This window comes from Calditerricola yamamurae, assembly GCF_054654135.1.
This window is the reverse complement of sequence record NZ_BAAIFH010000006.1, coordinates 827,167-846,586: the sequence shown is the minus strand read 5'-3', so window position 1 is coordinate 846,586 and position 19,420 is coordinate 827,167. Positions and strand designations below refer to the sequence as shown.

The 19,420-nt window shown below is 63.5% G+C and carries 16 protein-coding genes; 11 read left to right on the top strand and 5 right to left on the bottom strand.

Annotated elements, in window-relative coordinates; all coding sequences use genetic code 11:
- The first annotated feature begins 2 nt into the window (after positions 1–2).
- The 3 genes from gcvPA to ACYQ0Z_RS10535 all read left to right on the top strand — a co-directional run bounded on the left by gcvPA (position 3) and on the right by ACYQ0Z_RS10535 (position 4,218).
- On the top strand, positions 3–1,349 hold the full coding sequence (gene gcvPA, locus ACYQ0Z_RS10545) for an aminomethyl-transferring glycine dehydrogenase subunit GcvPA (RefSeq protein ID WP_459867791.1): 1,347 nt from the start codon (positions 3–5) through the stop codon (positions 1,347–1,349).
- Positions 1,346–2,830 carry an aminomethyl-transferring glycine dehydrogenase subunit GcvPB gene (gene gcvPB / locus ACYQ0Z_RS10540; protein ID WP_459867788.1) on the top strand — a complete coding sequence of 495 codons (1,485 nt, stop codon included), beginning with the start codon at positions 1,346–1,348 and terminating at the stop codon, positions 2,828–2,830. Before gcvPA ends, gcvPB begins: the two co-directional genes overlap by 4 nt.
- A gap of 98 nt (positions 2,831–2,928) precedes the next feature.
- A complete protein-coding gene (locus tag ACYQ0Z_RS10535) occupies positions 2,929–4,218 on the top strand; it encodes an MFS transporter (RefSeq protein WP_459867785.1) in 1,290 nt (429 codons plus the stop codon).
- 75 nt (positions 4,219–4,293) lie between these two features.
- On the opposite strand, the gene ACYQ0Z_RS10530 is transcribed toward ACYQ0Z_RS10535, so the two are convergent.
- The 5 genes from ACYQ0Z_RS10530 to coxB all read right to left on the bottom strand — a co-directional run bounded on the left by ACYQ0Z_RS10530 (position 4,294) and on the right by coxB (position 9,594).
- Complete coding sequence (locus ACYQ0Z_RS10530; RefSeq protein WP_459867782.1) at positions 4,294–4,899, bottom strand: SCO family protein; 606 nt, start codon at positions 4,897–4,899, stop codon at positions 4,294–4,296.
- Positions 4,900–5,254: 355 nt separating this feature from the next.
- Positions 5,255–5,869: a DUF420 domain-containing protein gene (locus tag ACYQ0Z_RS10525; protein ID WP_459867779.1), complete on the bottom strand. Its 615-nt coding sequence runs from the start codon at positions 5,867–5,869 to the stop codon at positions 5,255–5,257.
- A gap of 33 nt (positions 5,870–5,902) precedes the next feature.
- Entirely contained in the window at positions 5,903–6,868 is a 966-nt protein-coding gene (gene cyoE / locus ACYQ0Z_RS10520) for a heme o synthase (RefSeq protein WP_459867776.1), read from the bottom strand.
- Positions 6,869–6,947: 79 nt separating this feature from the next.
- Positions 6,948–8,594 carry a cytochrome c oxidase subunit I gene (gene ctaD / locus ACYQ0Z_RS10515; RefSeq protein ID WP_459867773.1) on the bottom strand — a complete coding sequence of 549 codons (1,647 nt, stop codon included), beginning with the start codon at positions 8,592–8,594 and terminating at the stop codon, positions 6,948–6,950.
- A 55-nt stretch (positions 8,595–8,649) separates the two neighbouring features.
- Entirely contained in the window at positions 8,650–9,594 is a 945-nt protein-coding gene (gene coxB, locus ACYQ0Z_RS10510; RefSeq protein WP_459867770.1) for a cytochrome c oxidase subunit II, read from the bottom strand.
- A gap of 256 nt (positions 9,595–9,850) precedes the next feature.
- Between coxB and ACYQ0Z_RS10505 the strand changes: the two genes are divergently transcribed.
- The 8 genes from ACYQ0Z_RS10505 (at position 9,851) to ACYQ0Z_RS10470 (ending at position 19,399) form a co-directional block, all read left to right on the top strand.
- Positions 9,851–10,744: a polysaccharide deacetylase family protein gene (locus ACYQ0Z_RS10505; protein ID WP_459867767.1), complete on the top strand. Its 894-nt coding sequence runs from the start codon at positions 9,851–9,853 to the stop codon at positions 10,742–10,744.
- 100 nt (positions 10,745–10,844) lie between these two features.
- Positions 10,845–11,186: a bacillithiol system redox-active protein YtxJ gene (ytxJ, locus tag ACYQ0Z_RS10500; RefSeq protein WP_459867764.1), complete on the top strand. Its 342-nt coding sequence runs from the start codon at positions 10,845–10,847 to the stop codon at positions 11,184–11,186.
- 207 nt (positions 11,187–11,393) lie between these two features.
- Positions 11,394–13,217: a sigma 54-interacting transcriptional regulator gene (locus ACYQ0Z_RS10495; protein ID WP_459868905.1), complete on the top strand. Its 1,824-nt coding sequence runs from the start codon at positions 11,394–11,396 to the stop codon at positions 13,215–13,217.
- Between the two features lie 263 nt (positions 13,218–13,480).
- Positions 13,481–14,257 (top strand): 3-hydroxybutyrate dehydrogenase, encoded by a 777-nt coding sequence (locus ACYQ0Z_RS10490; protein WP_459868902.1) that lies wholly within the window; start codon positions 13,481–13,483, stop codon positions 14,255–14,257.
- Between the two features lie 67 nt (positions 14,258–14,324).
- On the top strand, positions 14,325–15,785 hold the full coding sequence (locus ACYQ0Z_RS10485) for a CoA-acylating methylmalonate-semialdehyde dehydrogenase (RefSeq protein WP_459867760.1): 1,461 nt from the start codon (positions 14,325–14,327) through the stop codon (positions 15,783–15,785).
- A 64-nt stretch (positions 15,786–15,849) separates the two neighbouring features.
- Complete coding sequence (locus ACYQ0Z_RS10480; protein WP_459867757.1) at positions 15,850–17,037, top strand: iron-containing alcohol dehydrogenase; 1,188 nt, start codon at positions 15,850–15,852, stop codon at positions 17,035–17,037.
- Positions 17,038–17,078: 41 nt separating this feature from the next.
- Positions 17,079–18,380, top strand: coding sequence for an MFS transporter (locus ACYQ0Z_RS10475; RefSeq protein ID WP_459867754.1), 1,302 nt, complete (start codon positions 17,079–17,081; stop codon positions 18,378–18,380).
- Between the two features lie 185 nt (positions 18,381–18,565).
- On the top strand, positions 18,566–19,399 hold the full coding sequence (locus ACYQ0Z_RS10470; protein WP_459867751.1) for a lipoate--protein ligase family protein: 834 nt from the start codon (positions 18,566–18,568) through the stop codon (positions 19,397–19,399).
- Positions 19,400–19,420 lie beyond the last annotated feature (21 nt).

Genomic DNA, 19,420 nt, shown 5'->3' with positions numbered 1-19,420 from the left:
CCGTGAAGTTCCGGTACCTGCCCATGACGGAAGACGACAAGAAGGCGATGCTGGCCACGATTGGGGTGGAATCCGTCGAGGACCTGTTTGCGGACATTCCGCAAGCGGTGCGGTTTACCGGGCGGCTGAACCTCCCCGAACCGCTGGCCGAGCCGGACCTTGTGCGCCACATGCGCGCGCTGGCGGCGAAGAACACGACGCTGCACCAAATCGTGTCTTTCCTCGGGGCCGGCGTCTACGAGCACTACATTCCCAGCGTGGTGCACCATGTGATTTCCCGCTCCGAGTTCTACACGGCCTACACCCCATACCAGCCGGAGATTAGCCAAGGGGAGCTCCAGGCCATCTTCGAGTTCCAGACGATGATCTGTGAGCTCACCGGCATGGACGTGGCCAACTCTTCGGTGTACGACGGGTACACCGCCATCGCCGAGGCGGCCAACCTGGCCTTTGGGCACACCAAGCGGCCCAAGATGGTGGTCTCCCGGACGGTGCACCCCCAGGCCCGCGAAATCCTGCGGACGTACGCCAAGGGGCTGGGCTTTACGGTGGTGGAGGTGCCGGCCAGGGATGGCTTGACCGACCTGGAGGCCCTGCGCGAGGCGGTGGACGGCGAAACGGCGGCGGTGATCGTCCAGTACCCGAACTTCTTTGGCTGCATTGAGGACCTGTCGGCCATCGCGCCGATTGCCCACGAGCAGGGGGCCCTCTTTGTGGTCAGCGCCAATCCGCTCGCCCTGGCCATCCTGGAGCCGCCGGGGGCGTTCGGGGCGGACATCGTCGTCGGCGACACCCAGCCGCTGGGCATCCCTCCGTCCTTCGGCGGTCCGCATTGCGGGTATTTCGCCGTCAAGAGCGCGCTGGTGCGCAAAATCCCCGGCCGTATCGTCGGGCAGACGGTGGACCGGGAGGGGCGGCGCGGTTTCGTGTTGACCCTTCAGGCGCGCGAGCAGCACATTCGCCGCGAGAAGGCCACCTCTAACATCTGTTCCAACCAGGCCCTCATGGCCCTCGCTTCGGCGGTGTTTCTCAGCGCCCTTGGCAAACGGGGCTTGCAGGAGTTGGCCCTTCTGAACGTGCACAAGGCGCACTACGCGAAACAGCAAATCGAGCGGCTCCCCGGGTACGCTGTTCCGTTTTCGGCGCCGTTTTTCAACGAGTTCGTCGTGAGGACGCCTCGTCCGGCCCGCGACGTGATTCAGGCCCTGCTCGCGAAGGGGATTCTGGCGGGCTACGACCTTGGGCGTGACGATCCGCAGCTGGAGGACCACCTGCTCGTCGCCGTCACCGACGCCCGGACGAAGGCGGAGATCGACCAATTCGCGCGCGAGCTGGAGGGATTGGCATGAGTGTCACGAAGGAGCAAACGGGCAACGCCGACATGCCGCTGATCTTCGAGCGCTCGAAACCGGGCCGCATCGCGTATAGCCTGCCCGCCCCCGATGTCCCCGAGGTGAACGTGGCCGACGTGATTCCTCCGCATCTTTTGCGCCGGACGCCTGCCGAGCTTCCGGAAGTGTCGGAGCTGGACCTCATCCGCCACTACACCGAGCTGTCGCGGCGCAACCACGGCATTGACATCGGGTTTTATCCGCTCGGTTCGTGTACGATGAAATACAACCCGAAGGTGAACGAGGATGTTGCCCGCCTGCCGGGGTTCACCGAGGTCCACCCCCTGCAGCCGGAGGAGACGGTGCAGGGGGCCCTGGCCCTGATGTGGCACCTGCAGGAATATCTGGCCGAGATCACCGGGATGGATGCCGTGACGCTACAACCGGCTGCCGGTGCCCATGGTGAGTGGACGGGGCTGATGATGATTCGCGCCTATTACGAAGCGCGGGGGGAGAAACGGACCAAGGTGCTCGTCCCCGACTCGGCCCACGGGACCAACCCGGCCAGCGCCACGGTGGCCGGGTTGGAGACGGTCACCGTTCCCTCGAACGAACGCGGACTGGTGGACTTGGAAGCCTTGAAACGCCTTGCCGACGAAAACACCGCCGCCCTGATGCTGACCAACCCCAACACGCTGGGGCTGTTTGAAGAGCAGATCGTGGAAATCGCCAAGATTGTCCACGACGTTGGTGGCCTTCTGTACTACGACGGGGCCAACGCCAACGCCATTATGGGCATCGCCCGTCCCGGCGACATGGGCTTTGACGTCGTGCACCTCAACCTGCACAAGACGTTTACCACCCCCCATGGAGGCGGGGGGCCGGGGGCGGGGCCGGTCGGCGTGAAGAAGGCCCTCATCCCGTTCCTGCCCGTCCCGGTGGTAGTCAAGGAGGGCGACCGCTACCGGCTCGACTACGATCGCCCGCAGTCGATCGGGCGCGTCAAGGGCTTTTACGGCAACTTCGGCATGCTTGTGCGGGCCTACGCCTACATCCGCACGATGGGCCCCGACGGCCTGCGACAGGTGGCGGAGAACGCTGTGCTGAATGCCAACTACCTCATGCGGCGCCTCGCCCCCTACTTTGACCTGCCCTACGACCGGCATTGCAAGCACGAGTTTGTCCTTTCCGGGCGCCGCCAGAAAAAGCTGGGCGTCCGCACGCTGGACATGGCCAAGCGCCTTCTGGACTTCGGGTTTCATCCCCCCACGATCTACTTCCCGCTCATTGTCGACGAATGCCTGATGATCGAGCCGACGGAAACGGAGTCGAAGGAGACGTTGGACGCGTTTGCCGACGCGATGATCCAGATCGCCAAGGAAGCCGAGGAAAATCCGGATATCGTCTTGAGCGCGCCGCATACCACTGTGGTAAAACGGCTCGACGAGGTGAGGGCGGCGCGAAAACCCATCTTGCGCTGGCGAAAGTCTGAGCGGTAAATTGGAAGTGCACAACCGAATGCCAAAAACCCCGCGCCCACCCGGGTGACGGGGTTTTTTGCCCCACTTGTGTATCAGTCGCGTGAAAGGGTGACATCATGCCGTCTTTCCGCGCAACGGTTCACGTGCTGTGGCAGAACCGGGCGTTCCGCCAGTTTTGGGCGGCAAGTACCGTTGCCATGTTGGGCCACCAGCTGTCGTGGGTGGCGCTGGCCTGGTTCACGCTACAGCAGACCAACTCGTCATTGGCCATCGGCGGGTTGATGGGGATGTACCTTGTCATGTCCGTCGTGGCCAGTCCGTTGGCCGGATACCTCTTTGACCGCTATGCACGAAAACGCCTTCTCGTAGTCGATCACGTTGCCCGCGGTTTCCTGTATGCCCTCGTTCCGTTGCTCCATTGGACCGACCTGCTGTCCTATCCGCTCCTCGTGTTCCTCCTCTCGCTTGCCGGCCTTCTTGCTCCTTTGTCGACCGTTGGCAGCCAATCGGTGTTGCCTAACTTTGTGCGGGCCGACCAGTTGGAAGCGGCCAATGCCTTCAGCCAATTGTCCTGGCAGCTGGCAGTTCTCGTCGGCCCGGCTGTCGGCGGCGCCCTCACCGGCCTCGTCGGCGCGCCGGGCACCATGCTGGTCAACGCCGCCCTGTTTGTCGTGCCGGCGGTGATGTTGACCGCTATTCCGGCAAAGGTGTTTGAAGGCCGGCAACGCGAACGGGACTGCGGGCGGGCCGACCGCGTTTCCTTCCGCGATGGGCTGCGGTTTTTCCTCGCGTCGCCGGCGCTGGTGGCGCTCACGTTGGCCTCGCTCCTGTTCAACTTCGCCTATGGTCCCCTGGAGCCGGCGCTTCCGGCGCTGGTGCGCGATGACTTGAGCGCCGGGCCGGAGACGCTGGGGCTGTTGTGGTCGGCCCTCGGCATCGGAACCATTGTCGGTACCGCTTTGTGGACGCGGTGGCCCCAGCGGTGGGAACCCGCCCACACGCTTGGCGGTGTCATGGTGGCCTGGGGGATCTTCACCGGGGCGCTCTTCTGGGCTGACGATCCCGTTTCGGGTATGGTCCTGCTCTTTCTGGCCGGGCTGACGGTATCCCCGTACAACGTTGTCGCTGTCACGCTTGAGCAGCGCCTCGTGCCGCCACACCTGCGCGGCCGGGTCTTCGGTCTCACCACGAGTCTGGAGCAGGTCGGCCTGCCGCTGGGCATGCTCGTCGGGGGATGGCTGGCCTCCACCCTGGGCAACCGGGAAACCCTTCTCCTTGCCGGCGTTGTCTGTGCCGCGGTCGGAGCGGCTGTGATGATGAGCCCATGGCTGAAAGGGGGATGGGAAAAAGGGGAACGAGGGGCGGATTCCCGTGCTGCGCAGGCGCCGAGAAAAGGGTGGGCGTGAGCGCCTGCCGAGAAGCGTAAAAGCGCGCCGCCGGGCATTGATCGCCCGGCGGCGCGCAAACGTGCAGGGAACGGGTCAGTCCTCGAGGAGGTTCATGATGTCCTGTTTCACGGCTTCTTCGTCGAAGGTGTCGCCCATGCCGTAGATCTTGCGGATGTTGTGATCGCCGTCGACGAGATACGTGCGGTTGGAGTGGATGACGAGGTCCCCTTGCCTCTGGACCACAAACCCAAACCCGTTGGTGATTGACTTGGTTGCTTCCGCCGAACCGCGCAGGAAATACCAACCGCTGAGATCGGCCTCAAATTTCCCGGCGTACTCCTTTAACGCGTCGAGCGTGTCACGTTCCGGATCGATGGTGATCGTCACGAACACAACGTCGCGGCCAAAAATCCCCTCGCGTTTGAGCTCATTTTGCAGCTTGGCCATTTTCGCTGTCGTGGGCGGACACACGTCGGGGCAGCGGAGGTAGATGAAGCTGACGAGTTTGATCTTTCCATCCAGATCGCGCAGCGAAAGGGATTGACCGTCAACCCGGGTCAGGGTCACGTCCGGCACGCGCCCGATGACGGGCAGCCGGCTTGAGCCCCACCAGATGTTGTAGGCGATGCCGCCAACGACGGCGAGCACCAGGACGCCGGCGAGAAGGGCGAAGCGGTAGTTTCGGAACCAGGTGGCCACGGAGCGGATCCCTCCTTTTGCGTTAAACAGTGGTGATCCCATGGCGATCCCACGCCGTTGCGAAGGATGTCCCACGCCTGTGCATCGCGGGACACCCGATTGATTCTATCCTTGATTGTAGGCGTGAAAACACGCGTGGATATGACACAAAGGGGCTATTTTGTGACCAATTCGTGGCAGACGAAACCGAACGGAAAGGGGAAAGGAAAAAAGCGGGCCTCCACGTTGAGGCCCGCCTTTTGTTTGTCAATCGCGCGTGGCCAGTTTCGACGAGTACCAGAAGATGGCGAACATCACCGCCACGAAGGCGAAAAGGCCGAGCGCAAAGCCAATGAGTCCCATTTTCCGTCCCTCCTTACTTGCCAAACGCGCCGGTCAGCTTCGTGCCGCACCACTCGGCGAACTCGCTCACCGAGACCACGTCGGTGATGACAAAGACGGCCAACCCCGTGATCGCGGTGTACAACCACACGCTCATGCCGGTTGGCACGAGGCGCTTAAGCGCTTGCTCCTTCCCGGCAAAGGCGAAGACCAACGCCACGGCGAGCAGGATGAAGTTGAACAGCCCGAGCAACCAGTGCAGTCCGTAGACGGTCAAGTACGCCGTCCACACCGCTTTGCCGAGGCCGGTCATTTCCAGAACCAGCTGCCCCCCCAGCACGGCGTAGGCCAAGGCGAGCAGCGTGGCCAATGCAAGGGTCACGATGAACGCGCCGTTCATCCGTTTGCGGAAAGCCTGGCCGGCGATCAGCGCCAGCACGGCAGAACCGAGGAGGATCAGGGTGTTCAGGTAGGGAAGGTCCCCCGCTTTTCCGGCAAAATCGACGTTGAATACCTCCGGCGACCAGCCGCGCAGGTAGACGTTGGCGGCGACGAAGGTGCCGAAGAAGAAGGTGAAGGCGATAATCCCGAGCCAGGTGGCGAGTTGGGCGTTGTCCTTGATCCCCGTGCCCGGCGTGTAGTCATGCATGGCGTGCTCTCCCTCCTTCGCGACAAATGCGTCTCAATTGACCATCCGCCACAGCGAATCGACGAAGATGAGAGCAAGGATGGCGTTCAAGTAAACCAGCGAGAAAGCGAACATCTGCTTGGCCCAACGCAGGTCGTCATGGACGTGAAAACCGCGCAATGACATCACCAGGTACGCCAGTCCCAAGAGGGCAGCACCGATGAAGTAGAGCTTCCCGACGACGCCAAACCCATAAAGGAAGAAGGAGGCGGGAATCATGGCTGCGACGTACTGGAGAATCTGCCGCTTGGTCGCCGCAAACCCGGCGACGACCGGCAGCATGACAAAGCCGGCGGCGCGATAGTCGTCCGCACGCAACATGCCGAGCGCGAGAAAATGCGGCGGTTGCCAAAGGAACATCAGAACAAACAGCACCCACACTGCGGGATGGTCGAGCGTTCCCGTAACCGCGCTCCAACCGATCATGGGCGGGATGGCACCCGAGATGCCCCCGATCACCGTGTTCAGTGTCGACGTGCGCTTGAGCCACGCCGTGTACACCCAGACGTAAATGAACAGGCCAGTGAGGGCAAGCAAGGACGCGACCGGACTGGCGAACAAGGCCAGTATCGTGACACCGGCAATTCCGAGCGCCGCGCCCAGCCGCCAGGCCACACGGGGCGCGAGGCGGCCGTCGGGCAAGGGACGGTTTTTCGTCCGCTCCATGCGCTGGTCGAAGTCGCGGTCGAGGTAATTGTTGAGGGTGCACCCGGACGCGATGACAAGCGCCGTACCCAACAGGGTGACGAGGAGCAGGGGAACGTCCGGCCATCCAGACTGTGTCGCGCTCCAGGCCAGCCAAAACCCTATGAACGTCGTCAGGAGGTTGGGTGCAATTAGGTTGGGCTTGGTGACCGCAAGATAATCCTTCCACGTTTGACGCTGAGGCATCGCACCGGGGCCTGTTTCCATGTCGGGGAACGTGTCCGCGTGGGGGTGGTAGCTGGCGCGTTGATTCATTACAAACCCCCCCTTTCACCGATACGCGGCCGCGGCGCCGGAAACGGTCCGGACGCCGCGTCGCGTTCCAAGTTGACGATTAGCCCGAGATCGTCTCGCCGCCGACGGTCTGCCCGTACTTGAACCGCTTGCGCGGCGTTTCCGGTTCGCCGTACTCGTACGGGCCCGAGGTGACGACCGGAATTTCCTCGAAGTTCTCATGCGGCGGTGGCGAAGAGGTCTGCCACTCGAGGGTCAGGGCACCCCACGGGTTGGCGCTGGCTTTTGCACCGCGCACGGCCGACACGACCAGGTTTACGGCCAGCAGGATCGCACCCAGGCCCGTGATGTACGCCCCAATGGTGGAGAGCTGGTTCAGCAGGGTCAGGCTCGGATCATATGAGTAGTCGAAGTAGCGGCGCGGCATGTTCAGCATGCCCATGAAATGCATTGGGAAGAAGGTCAGGTTCACCCCGATGAAGAACAGGGCGAATGTCCATTTCCCGAGGGTCTCATTGTACATCCGCCCGAAGGCTTTCGGAAACCAGTAGTGCACCCCGGCCAGGATGGCCATCAAGCTGCCGCCGAGAATGACGTAATGGAAGTGGGCGACGACGAAGTACGTATCGTGAAGGTGCAGATCCAACGGCACGTTGGCCAGGTACAGGCCGCTCAAGCCACCAATTGTGAACAGGCCCACAAAGCCCAGCGCGCTGAAGAGCATCGGCGTCGTGAACTCGATTTGCCCGCGGTACAGCGTGGCCAGCCAGTTGAACACCTTGATCGCCGACGGAACGGCGATGATCATCGAGGTGACCATGAACGGAATCCCGGCGGACAGCTGCATCCCGGCGACGAACATGTGGTGCGCCCAGACGAAGAAGGCGAGCAGGGCGATGGTCAAGCTCGAATAGGCCACCGCCTTGTAGCCGAAGATCGGCTTGCGGGCGAACACCGGGATGATTTCCGACACAATCCCCATCGCCGGCAGGATCATGACGTACACGGCCGGGTGGGAGTAGAACCAGAACAGGTGCTGGTACAGCATCGGATCGCCGCCGGCGGCGACGTTGTAGAAGATCGTGCCGGCGTGCTTGTCGAGGAGCAGCGTCGTCACCGCGCCGCCGAGGGCCGGAACCCCGAACAGCTGGATGAACGCGGTGGCGAGGGACGACCACACGAACAGCGGCAGGCGGCTGAACGTCATCCCCGGGGCGCGCAGGTTGAAGATGGTAACGATGACGTTGATGGCCCCGAGGATCGACGACAGCCCGAGGATGTGCACGCTCGTAACCCACAGGTCAAGGCCGAGCCCCTTTGACTCAATGCTGTACGGCGGGTATGCCGTCCACCCGATGTCCGGCATATGGCCAATGAAGAAGCTGCTGAGGAGCACGAGACCGCCGAGTAGGAACAGCCAGTAGCTCAGCGCGTTCATGCGTGGGAAGGCCATGTCGCGGGCCCCGATCATGATCGGCACGAGGTAGTTGGCGAAGGCGCCGGTGAGCATCGGGATGACAAAGCCGAAGATCATGATCGTCCCGTGCATGGTAAAGAGCTGGTTGAACGTGTCGGGCGTCACCACGTCTTGCCCGGGCCAGAACAGCTCTGTGCGGATCACAAGTGCGGCGAGCCCGCCGAGGAACAGGAAGACGAGGGACGTGATGCCGTAGAGGATCCCGATCTTCTTGTGGTCGACGGTCAGGATCCATTCGCGCAGGAAGGAGGAACGATGTGCCGCCTCCACGATGATTCACCCCTTTACGTGTTTTGCTTGTGGCCGGCACGCGAACGGAGCGGGTTTACTTGAGCGACTTGATGTAGTCGACGAGAGCCTGCAGCTGTGCGTCGCTCAGCTGGGGATACGCCGGCATGGATGGGGCGTAACCCTTCACCACTTTGGCGTTGGGGTTGACGATCGACTCCTTCAGGTATTCGTCGTCCACCTTGACCTTGCTGCCGTCAACCAGCTCGCGTTCGGTGCCGTAGATGCCCTTCCACGACGGACCGGCCAGTTCGCGGCCGTCGATGGCGTGGCAGGCAAGACAGCCGAACTGCTGGGCCAGCTGCTTGCCGTCAAGCGGCTGCCCGCTCGGGTCGACCTTGCCGCCGGAGGCCACCCATTTCCCGAAGTGCTCTTCCTTCATGACCAGCGCGTCGGACACCATGTTGGCGTGGGCCGTGCCACAGTACTCGGCGCACAGCACCTTAAATTTCCCTTCCTCCTTCAGCGGCTTTACCCACACGCGTGTTTCGCGTCCCGGAACCGCGTCCATCTTGATGCGCAGTTCCGGAATCCAGAAGCTGTGGATGACATCTGTCGAGGTGATGCGGAACAGAATGGGTTTGTCTGCGGGAAGGCGCAGGTCGTTTAGCGTCGTGAAACCGCCGTTGGGTCCGTCGGGGTAGGTGAACTCCCATTTCCATTTGCTTGCCGTGACCTGAATTTCGTAGGCGTCGGCCGGCGGCTTCTGCAGCGCGTACACCATCTGCGCGCTGTAGATTCCCAAGACGACAAGGATGAGCGCGGGGATGACCGTCCAAATGATTTCCAGACGAGTGTTGCCATAGAGGCGAAGCCCTTGTTTCGTCGGATGCTTCCGGCGATACCGCACCAGAAAGATGAGCAGGAGCATCCACACCAGCAGGAAGATGACCACGGCAATGCCGGTGAGGATGTAGAACAGCACGTCGACATCTTTTGCCGTTTCACTTAGCGCGGCCGGTAAGAACAAGCTTCCTTCCACGGTTCCCACCTCTCTCTTATAAATTTTTAAGCCCGCTTCACCCCGAAATTTAGGACCCATACCCTTACTTAATCTTATCAAAATCGGGAAGCAAAGAGAAGTTCGTCGCCCGATGGTGTGACATTCGTCACACATTCGTCATACATATGGGCGTGCCGTTTCCGAGGCCGGTCCGGGAGTGGTTTTCCGTACGTGTCGTGCATACTTTCTGCCGCGGGAAAGCAGCCTAGGTAAATAGCCGACAAAATGGGAGGGAATGAAGGTGAAGGGACGGAGGCGTATGGGACGCCTGACGCTGTTCAGTGTCCTTGTCCTTTTCGTTGCCCTTTCGGCGTGCGCGCCGGTGCCGTCGCGGGAGGAAACACAGCCCCACGCTTCCGACCAACGGATCGACCGGTCCGTGGATGGGAAGAAGGCGGCGAACCGGGGGAGCGAACCCTCCACGCCACGCCTTGCCGGTGGACCCGAACGGGCGGTACGGTTGCCGGCACCCATGACGCTGGCCGACTTGCGCCACAAATATCCCAATATTTTTATCCTGAACGGGCCGTCGAGCAAGCGGCAGGTGGCCCTCTCCTTTGATGACGGGCCGGACCGCACCTTTACGCCGCGCATTTTGGACGTGTTGCGCGAGCATGGCGTGAAGGCGACCTTTTTCGTCATTGGCAACCGCGTTGCCGCCCATCCCGACGTGGTGGCGCGCATGGTGCGCGAGGGGCACGTGGTGGGCAGCCATTCGTGGGATCATCCCAACTTGGCCAAGTTGGGCCCGGACAAGGTGCGGGAGCAGCTCGTGCGCGCCGAGGACGCGATTTACCGCGTGGCGGGGTATCGCCCGCGGCTGTTTCGCCCGCCGTATGGGTCGATTCAGGAATCGGGCATCTTGGAGGCCCGTGACCTGGGATACACTATTGTCAACTGGAATGTCGATTCGCTCGATTGGAAAGGGCTGTCGGCCGAACAGGTGGCGACGAACGTCTTGGCCCATGTGTATCCGGGGTCGATCATCCTGCTGCATAGCGCCGGTGGCGAGGGCAGCGACTTGGAGGGGACCGTCCGCGCGCTGCCCGAAATCATCCGCCGCTTGAAGGCCGACGGCGTGACCTTTGTGACCATTCCCGAGCTCCTGGATCTTCCCTATAAAAAGTAGCGGTTTGCCGCCCCGTGTGGTGCTGGCCGAATGCTCCCCGATGCGCTATGCTTAGGGTGAAACGGGTGAGCAATACCGCCGCCAGGGGAGGGGGACAGGCATGGTTCACCGGATTCGGACGCTCGAGGAGCTGGATACTGTTTTCGCCGCATCGGGCGAGCGGCCGACGTTGCTGCTGAAGCACAGCACGCGCTGTCCCATCAGCGCGGCCGCGCACGACGCCTTTCAGGCCGTTGCCCGGACGCATCCCGATCGGGCGCGCTATGCCGTGGTCTATGTGGTGGAGGATCGGCCGATTTCCAATGCTGTGGCCGAACGGACCCAGGTGAAGCACGAGTCGCCGCAGGCCCTGCTGGTCAAAGACAGTGCCGTCCGCTGGCACGCATCCCATTGGGACATCACCGTCGACGCCCTGGAGCGCGCGCTGGCCCAGTTCGCTTGAGGAACTGGGCCATCATACTCATTTTTTATCGAATATTTTGAATAAATTTTCTTTTAGGGAGGAGGGGTGGATTTGCGTCGCCCGGCACTATCCTTTCCTGCTTCTTGCTCTGCTTCGCATCCGGCGGGAGCGGAACGGTCTGGCAACGCGGGGATCGATGGCCGTGATGAAGCGGTAACGGAAGATCGCATCCGCGCTGGCACGTGGATGACCGCTCCGCCGCTGACGGTTCCCGCGCATGCGCTGCTGTCTGCGGCGGTGGCGTGCTTGGCCCGTTCGGCCGAGGAGGCGGTGCCCGTGGTGGATGACTCCGGCGCGCTGGTCGGCGTGGTGTCCAAAACGCGGATTCTGGCGTGGATTGCCGAGGGAGGCGACATGCGTACGCCGGTGGAAGCGGTAATGGAGACCGACGTGACGGCGGTGGGCCCCGATGCGCCGCTGGAAGCCGTCCTGCCGACACCCGGGACCGTGGTGCCCGTTGTCGATGACGCGCGACGGGTTGTCGGTGTGCTGACCCTCGGCGATGCGTTGCGCGCCGTGTTGCACGAGCTTGGCCGAACGTCGGTGCGCATCGACTCGGTGCTGTCTTCCGTGCACACCCTGTCCGTTGTCCTCGATGCGGCGTACGAGGGCATTGTGGTCGTGGACGCGCAGGGCATCATTCGCGAAATCAACAGCGCCTATTGCCGGTTTCTGGGTGTCCGGCGGGAAGAGGCGGTCGGCCGCCACGTGACGGAAGTCATCGACAACACGCGTATGCACATCGTCGTGCAAACGGGGATTCCGGAGCGCGGTTGTGTCCAGCGCGTGCGGGGCCAAGAGGTTGTGGTGCACCGCATTCCCATCTGGGATGGCGGAAAAGTGATCGGGGGCGTTGGCATGGTTGTGTTCCGGAGCGTCAGCGAGCTGGTGGACCTGCTCGAGCGGATCCAGGAGACGATCAGGGCTGAATCGGAGACGAGGGCAAACGCTTCGGACGAATCGAAGGTGGTATCCGTTCCGGTGGGGAACCGGGAGGGGCGCGATCCCTTTGCCACGCTCTTGGGGCGCAGCGAGGCGCTGGAGACGGTCAAACGCCTGGCCCGCAAGGCGGCCCGCACGCCGGCGACGGTGTTGATTACGGGAGAGAGCGGTACAGGCAAGGAACTGCTTGCCCGTGCCATCCACGCGGCCAGCCCCTTTGCTAATGGCCCGTTTGTCAGCGTCAACTGCGCCGCGATTCCAGAGAGCCTGTTGGAAGCGGAGCTGTTTGGGTACGAGGAGGGGGCCTTTACCGGGGCGCGCAAGGGCGGCAAGCCGGGCAAGATTGAGCTGGCGAATGGGGGAACGCTGTTTCTGGACGAGATCGGGGACATGCCGCTCGCCATGCAAGCAAAGCTCCTTCGCGTCTTGGAGGAACGTCGGGTCGAGCGGGTGGGTGGTGTGACGAGCCGACCGGTGACGGTGCGGGTGGTGGCCGCTACCAACCGCTCCCTTGAGGAAATGGTACGCAAGGGGGCGTTCCGCGCGGACCTCTACTATCGCCTGAACATCATTCGCTTGCACCTTCCACCGTTGCGCGAGCGCCGTTCGGACATCCCGCTTCTGCTCTCCCATTATCTGGAACGGATTGTTCGTCGCTATCGGTTGCCGGCGAAATCCTTTACCAAGGAAGCCGTCTCCGCCCTCATGGCCTATCCCTGGCCGGGAAACGTGCGCGAACTGGTGAATACTGTTGAGGCACTGGTGAATCTGGTGGACGGTCCGGTCATTCGTTCGGAGGATCTGCCGCCCCATATCCGTTCGGCGGCGGAGATGCCGGGTTGCCGGGATGCGGAGGAGGCGAAGGGAGATCGGTCCCTCGTGCAGGACGTCAAGCGGGCGGCCGAAGAGCGGGAACGCGAGCGGATCGTGGAGGCCTTGTCCCAGGCAGGGGGAAACAAGGCCAAGGCGGCACGGCTACTCGGCATTCACCGCTCCACGTTGTACGAGAAGCTGCGGAAATACGGCTTGCTCCCGTCCGCAGCTCCGCCAGCCAAACGGGCAACATGACAAATCGAGGTTCCCGACGGCCCTCCGACGGGCTCTTTTTTTGTGGGCGAACGGATCCGGTGAGGGTTTGGTTTGTCGGTTGATTCCGACACGTTTCCGACACGTGTCGGGGATAGCCGACACCGGATAGGGGGCGATGCGGCATCTGCAGGCCCTCGGCAGCCGGCTCAAGTTGGCATTGTTTTTGCACTATTCCGTAATCAGAGCGGGTTGGATGTGCATCCAAACGAAACGGAAAGGGAGGTGCGAGGGGGATGGCGGGCCTGATGCGCGACAAGGTGGTGCTGATTACGGGCGCGGCCAGCGGTATCGGCCGGGCCATGGCCGAGGCCTTTGTCGCCGAGGGAGGACGATGCGTCCTGTTGGACCATCGTGAGGAAGCCGTGACCCAAGTGGCGCGGGAACTGGCGGCCGGCGGCAGGGAGGTGCTGGGTCTGGTGTGTGACGTCACCGACGAGACGGCGCTGAACGCATGCATCGACCGCGCGGTGGAACGGTTCGGGCGTCTGGACGTGCTCATCAACAGCGCCGGTCTGCAACACGTTGCGCCGATTGATGCCTTTCCCACCGAGGCGTTCCGGCGACTGGTGCACGTGATGCTGGTGGCCCCCTTTATGGCCATCAAGCGCGCCTTTCCGGTCATGAAGCGGCAGCGCTATGGGCGCATCCTGAACATCGCCTCGATCAACGGTCTGGTGGGCTTCGCCGGAAAGGCTGCCTACAACAGTGCCAAACACGGGGTCATCGGCCTGACCAAGGTCGCGGCCTTGGAGGGGGCCGCATACGGGATCACCGTCAATGCCTTGTGTCCCGGCTACGTCGACACGCCGCTGGTGCGCAACCAGCTGGCCGATCTAGCCCGCGCGCGGGGGGTGCCTGTCGAGCGCGTCATGGAAACGGTGCTGTACCCCCTGATTCCGCAGAAACGGCTGCTTACCCCCCAGGAGGTGGCCGACTACGCCCTGTTTCTCTGCAGCGACAAGGCGAGTGGGGTAACCGGCCAGGCTGTGGTGGTCGACGGCGGGTACACGGCCCAGTAGCCTAGCCCCGTCGGGGAAACTCGTCGTGCTGGCGTGAAAGGCATCTTGGGAAAGGAGAGGAGATCCCATGGCAAACGTCATCGAGGTGAAGGTGCTGAAGCATTTTATTGGCGGCCGGTGGGTGGAGGCGCAGGCGCCCGCCACCCAGCCGGTGGTCAACCCGGCCACGGAAGCGGTGCTGGCCCACGTGCCGCTGGCGACGAAGGACGACGTCGACCGCGCGGTGGAGGCGGCCAAGGAGGCGTTCCCGGCGTGGAGCCGCACGCCGGTTCCGAAGCGCGCGCGCATCCTGTTTCGCTTCCAACAGCTCTTGGTGGAGCATTGGGACGAGCTGGCCCGGTTGATCACGCTGGAAAACGGTAAGACGCTGAAGGAAGCCCACGGCGAGGTGCAGCGCGGCCTCGAGTGTGTGGAGTTTGCCGCCGGCGCCCCCACGCTGATGATGGGCCGGCAGCTGCCCGACATTGCCACCGAGATGGAGTCGGGTCTGTACCGCTACCCGCTGGGGGTGGTGGGGGGCATCACCCCGTTCAACTTCCCAATGATGGTGCCCTGCTGGATGTTCCCCCTGGCCATCGCCTGCGGCAACACCTTCGTGCTGAAGCCCTCCGAGCGCACGCCGCTCCTGGCCAACCGGCTGGCGGAGCTGCTTGCGGAGGCGGGGCTGCCCGACGGCGTGTTCAACGTCGTCCACGGCGCCCACGACGCGGTGAACCGGCTGCTTGAGCACCCGGACGTCCGGGCCGTCTCCTTCGTCGGGTCCCAGCCGGTGGCCGAATACGTGTACAAGACGGCGGCGGCCCACGGCAAGCGGGTGCAGGCCCTCGCCGGGGCCAAGAACCACACCATCGTCATGCCCGACGCCGACCTGGACCTGGCCGTGCGCGAAATCGCGAATGCCGCCTTCGGGTCGGCCGGCCAGCGGTGCATGGCCTGCGCCGTCGTCGTGGCCGTGGGCGGCATCGGTGACGAGCTGGTGCGCCGGCTGGTGGAGGCAGCGGACCGCATCGAGATGGGCAGCGGCCTGGAGGAGGGGGTGACCCTCGGGCCGGTTATCCGCGCGGCGCACCGGGAGCGGACGGTGCGGTACATCGAGCTGGGCGAGAAGGAGGGGGCCATCCTGGTGCGCGACGGGCGCCGCGACGCGGCCACGTGCGCCAGGGGCTATTTCGTCGGCCCGACCATCTTTGACCGCGTGACGCCGGAGATGACCATCTGGAAGGACGAGATCTTCGCGCCGGTCTTGTCTGTCGTCCGCGTCGACACCCTCGACGAGGCCATTGCCGTGGCCAATCGGTCGCGCTTTGCCAACGGGGCGTGCATCTTCACGCGGGACGGGGGTCACGTGCGCAAGTTCCGGGAAGGGATCGACGCGGGGATGCTGGGCGTGAACGTGGGCGTGCCGGCGCCGATGGCCTTTTTCCCCTTCTCGGGGTGGAAGGACTCCTTCTACGGCGACCTTCACGCCAATGGGATGGACGGGGTGGAGTTCTACACACGCAAGAAGATGGTTACCGCGCGTTGGTAAGGCGCGGATGGCAGGCAGGGAAAACCGATCATCGGCCTCAAACAGAACCCAGGGAGGAATGGCGATGGAACGCGTGGCCCGGTTTCGGATTCCATCGGTGGTGGTGTATGGGCGCGGCGCCTTGGGGCGCGTCGGGGAAGAAGCGCGGCGGCTCGGCGTTAAGGCACTCATCGTCTGCGACGCGGCCATGGAGCGCTTGGGGGTTGTGGCCCAATGCCGGTCCCATTTGGCGAAGGTGGGTGTGGAGGTTGCCGTCTACGCCGGCGTCAACACGGAACCGGTCGACACCTACGTGGACGAGGCGCTGGCCTGCTACCGGGAGGAAGGGTGTGATCACCTGATTGCCCTTGGCGGCGGCAGCGCCATCGACACGGCCAAGGCGGTAGCCCTCGTCGCCGAAAACGGGGGACGCATTGCCGACTACCACGCAGGGGCACGGCCTGTCTGCCGTCCTGCGGCACCGCTGATTGCCGTGCCGACGACGGCCGGGACCGGTTCCGAAGTAACCGACGTAACGGTGATCACGAACACGGCCACCGCCGTCAAGATGATGATCAAGCATCCGGCGCTGTTGCCGACGGTGGCTCTGGTCGACCCTTTGCTTACGGTCTCGTCTCCGCCGGCGGTGACGGCGGCCACAGGGATGGATGCCCTGTGTCACGCCATTGAAGCCTACCTCTCGCGGCGGGCACAGCCCCTGACTGATGGGCTGGCCCTCACGGCGGTGCGGCGGATTGCGGGCCATCTGCGCCGCGCCTATACCAACGGCCAAGATCTGGAGGCGCGTGAGGCGATGGCGTTGGCGGCGATGGAGGCGGGCATGGCCTTTTCCAATGCCTCCGTGGCGCTGGTGCACGGCATGTCGCGGCCCGTGGGCGCGCTGTTTCACGTTCCGCATGGCATCGCCAACGCCATGCTCATGCCTGCTGTGTTGGCGTACACCAAACCGGCATGCGTGGCGCGCCTGGCCGTCATTGGCCGCGCGATGTGTCCGGACGCATCCGGCGCCTCCGACGAGGAAGCGGCGGACGAAGCCATCCGCGAGATCAAACGACTGTGCCGGGACTTGGCCATCCCCAACCTGCAGGCTTGGGGGGTGGCGGAAAAGGACTTGTGCGAGAAGGCGACCAAGATGGCCGACGACGCCTTGGCCAGCGGCAGTCCCGCCAACAACCCTCGCGTGCCGACGCGGGAAGAGATCATCAGGCTTTACGAGGTTTGTTATGCTTACGATTTTTCGGCGGAAACGTAGATCCCCCACAATCCGGATGAGGAAGCAGGAGGAGAGGGGCAATGGAACGGAGGCCTCAGGCGGTGAAAGCCGCGCTTTCCAGTTTCGTGGGTTCGGTGATCGAATGGTACGATTTCTTCCTCTACGGTACGGCTGCGGCGCTGGTGTTTCCGCAGCTGTTTTTCCCCAATTCCGACCCCCTGGTGGGCACGCTTCAATCCTTTGGCACGTTTACCATCGGGTTTATTGCCCGTCCGGTCGGGGGAATGCTTTTCGGGCACTTTGGCGACAGGCTGGGTCGTAAATCGATGCTTGTCCTCACCCTGTTGATCATGGGGATGGCGACCGCCTTCATCGGGATTCTGCCAACCTACGAGACCATCGGAATCTGGGCACCCGTCCTGCTGGTGGCGTTGCGGATTTTGCAAGGGTTCGCGGTGGGGGGAGAATGGGGAGGAGCCGCCCTCGTGGCTGTCGAGCACGCCCCCAAGGGCAAGCGGGGGCTTTACGGAAGCTGGACGCAGATGGGCGTTCCCGGCGGGCTCTTGCTGTCGACGGCCGTGTTTGCCCCCTTTTCTGCATTGCCGCAAGAGCAGTTTCTGGCCTGGGGATGGCGCGTGCCGTTTCTGCTGAGCTTCGCGCTCGTCGTCGTGGGGCTGTTCATTCGCCTACGCGTAGAGGAAACCCCCGCGTTCCAGCAGGTGAAGGAAGCCCGGAGCGAAAGCCGCATGCCGGTCGTGGAAGTGCTGCGCACGTATCCGAAGCAGGTCCTTCTGGCCATGGGCGCGCGGTTTGCCGAGAACGGCGCGTTTTACATCTTCAGCACCTTCGTGTTGTCCTACGGAACGAAATACTTGGAAATGCCCCGCAGTGCGATCTTGAACGGCGTGTTGCTCGCGACCGCCCTCGAATGCCTGGCGATTCCGCTGTTCGCGGCCCTGTCCGATCGCATCGGACGCCGACCGGTCTACATGGCCGGCGCCGCGTTTACGGCGCTGTTCGCGTTCCCCTTCTTCTGGCTGATGGGCACCAAGAGCCTGCCGCTGATCTGGCTGGCGATCGTATTGGCGCTGGCCGTTGGACACGCGGCGATGTATGGGCCCCAGGCGGCGTTTCTCGCAGAATTGTTTGGAACACAGGTGCGGTACAGCGGGATCTCCATTGGGTACCAGCTGGCGTCCGTTTTTGCAGGGGGTCTCGCGCCGCTGGTGGCGACCGCACTGTTGGCCTGGACGGGAGGGGCGCCCTGGGCGGTTGCCTTGTACGTGAGCGGAATGGCATTGGTCACGCTGGCGGCCGTTTTCCTCGCTACGGAAACCCGCGAGCGGGAGTTGCGAACCGTTGGCCGACCGCAAGCCCTTTGATGGCTGGGGTCCCGGGTGCGGGAGGGGGGCCCCCGTTTTTTTTTTTCGCCCCTTCCTTGACCAATCGGTTTCACTGCCTCCGCCCGCCAGGTGCCGTGCGCGGCGGACGAAGAAGCGGCGGTTCATGATAGAATAAGGAAGCTGGAAGACGAGTTTCGGTGGCAGTGCGGAAGGAGCGAGCGGAAATGGCGGAGCAGTGGCGATTTGTGGACACCGGAAGCCGTTCCCCGGCGGAAAACATGGCGATTGACGAGGCCATCCTGCGGCTGCATGCCGAAGGGAAAGTGCCGCCGACGGTCCGTTTCTACACGTGGGACCCGCCGACGCTGTCCATCGGCTACTTTCAGAAGGCCGAGCGGGAGGTGGACCTGGCGGCGGTGCGGGCGATGGGATTGGGGTTTGTGCGCCGGCCCACCGGCGGGCGGGCGGTGCTTCATGACCGGGAGCTGACGTACAGCATTGTCGTGCGGGAAAGCCATCCCCTCATCCCGCCGTCGGTGACGGAAGCCTACCGCGTCCTGAGCATGGGGCTCCTTGAAGGGTTTCGCGCTCTGGGTCTGCGGGCGGAGATGGTGTCCCTGTCCGACCCGGAGGAGAAGAAGAAGTTCGCCGCGCCCAGCTCAGCGGCCTGTTTTGATTCCCCCTCGTGGTACGAGCTGGTGGTCGAGGGGCGCAAGGTGGCCGGCAGTGCCCAGACGCGCCAACTGGGCGTCGTGCTGCAGCACGGATCCATCCTCCTTGAGCTGGATGTGGACAAGCTGTTCTCCTGCCTGCGCTTTCCCTCCGAGCGTGTCCGGGCGCGCCTGCGGGAGGACTTTACGCGCAAGGCGGTGGCCATCAATGATGTCGCGCCGCGTCCGGTCACGCTGGAGGAGGCCAAGACGGCCTTCTTTGCCGGCTTTGCCAAGGGGCTGGGCGTGGAATTGGTGCCGGGTGCCCTGACGCCGGAAGAAGAGGCGCTGGCCGCCGAGCTCGTAGTCACGCGCTACGGGACGGAGGCGTGGAATTTGCGGCGATAGTCCTACGCGAAGGGGATCGCC

Excerpts from the sequence above, each read along its gene's own strand:
- gcvPB (WP_459867788.1), top strand. The coding sequence starts at position 1,346 with ATGAGTGTCACGAAGGAGCAAACGGGCAACGCCGACATGCCGCTGATC.
- ACYQ0Z_RS10535 (WP_459867785.1), top strand. The coding sequence starts at position 2,929 with ATGCCGTCTTTCCGCGCAACGGTTCACGTGCTGTGGCAGAACCGGGCG.
- ACYQ0Z_RS10525 (WP_459867779.1), bottom strand. The coding sequence starts at position 5,869 with ATGCATGACTACACGCCGGGCACGGGGATCAAGGACAACGCCCAACTC.
- cyoE (WP_459867776.1), bottom strand. The coding sequence starts at position 6,868 with ATGAATCAACGCGCCAGCTACCACCCCCACGCGGACACGTTCCCCGAC.
- ACYQ0Z_RS10505 (WP_459867767.1), top strand. The coding sequence starts at position 9,851 with ATGAAGGTGAAGGGACGGAGGCGTATGGGACGCCTGACGCTGTTCAGT.
- ytxJ (WP_459867764.1), top strand. The coding sequence starts at position 10,845 with ATGGTTCACCGGATTCGGACGCTCGAGGAGCTGGATACTGTTTTCGCC.
- ACYQ0Z_RS10495 (WP_459868905.1), top strand. The coding sequence starts at position 11,394 with ATGACCGCTCCGCCGCTGACGGTTCCCGCGCATGCGCTGCTGTCTGCG.
- ACYQ0Z_RS10485 (WP_459867760.1), top strand. The coding sequence starts at position 14,325 with ATGGCAAACGTCATCGAGGTGAAGGTGCTGAAGCATTTTATTGGCGGC.
- ACYQ0Z_RS10480 (WP_459867757.1), top strand. The coding sequence starts at position 15,850 with ATGGAACGCGTGGCCCGGTTTCGGATTCCATCGGTGGTGGTGTATGGG.
- ACYQ0Z_RS10475 (WP_459867754.1), top strand. The coding sequence starts at position 17,079 with ATGGAACGGAGGCCTCAGGCGGTGAAAGCCGCGCTTTCCAGTTTCGTG.
- ACYQ0Z_RS10470 (WP_459867751.1), top strand. The coding sequence starts at position 18,566 with ATGGCGGAGCAGTGGCGATTTGTGGACACCGGAAGCCGTTCCCCGGCG.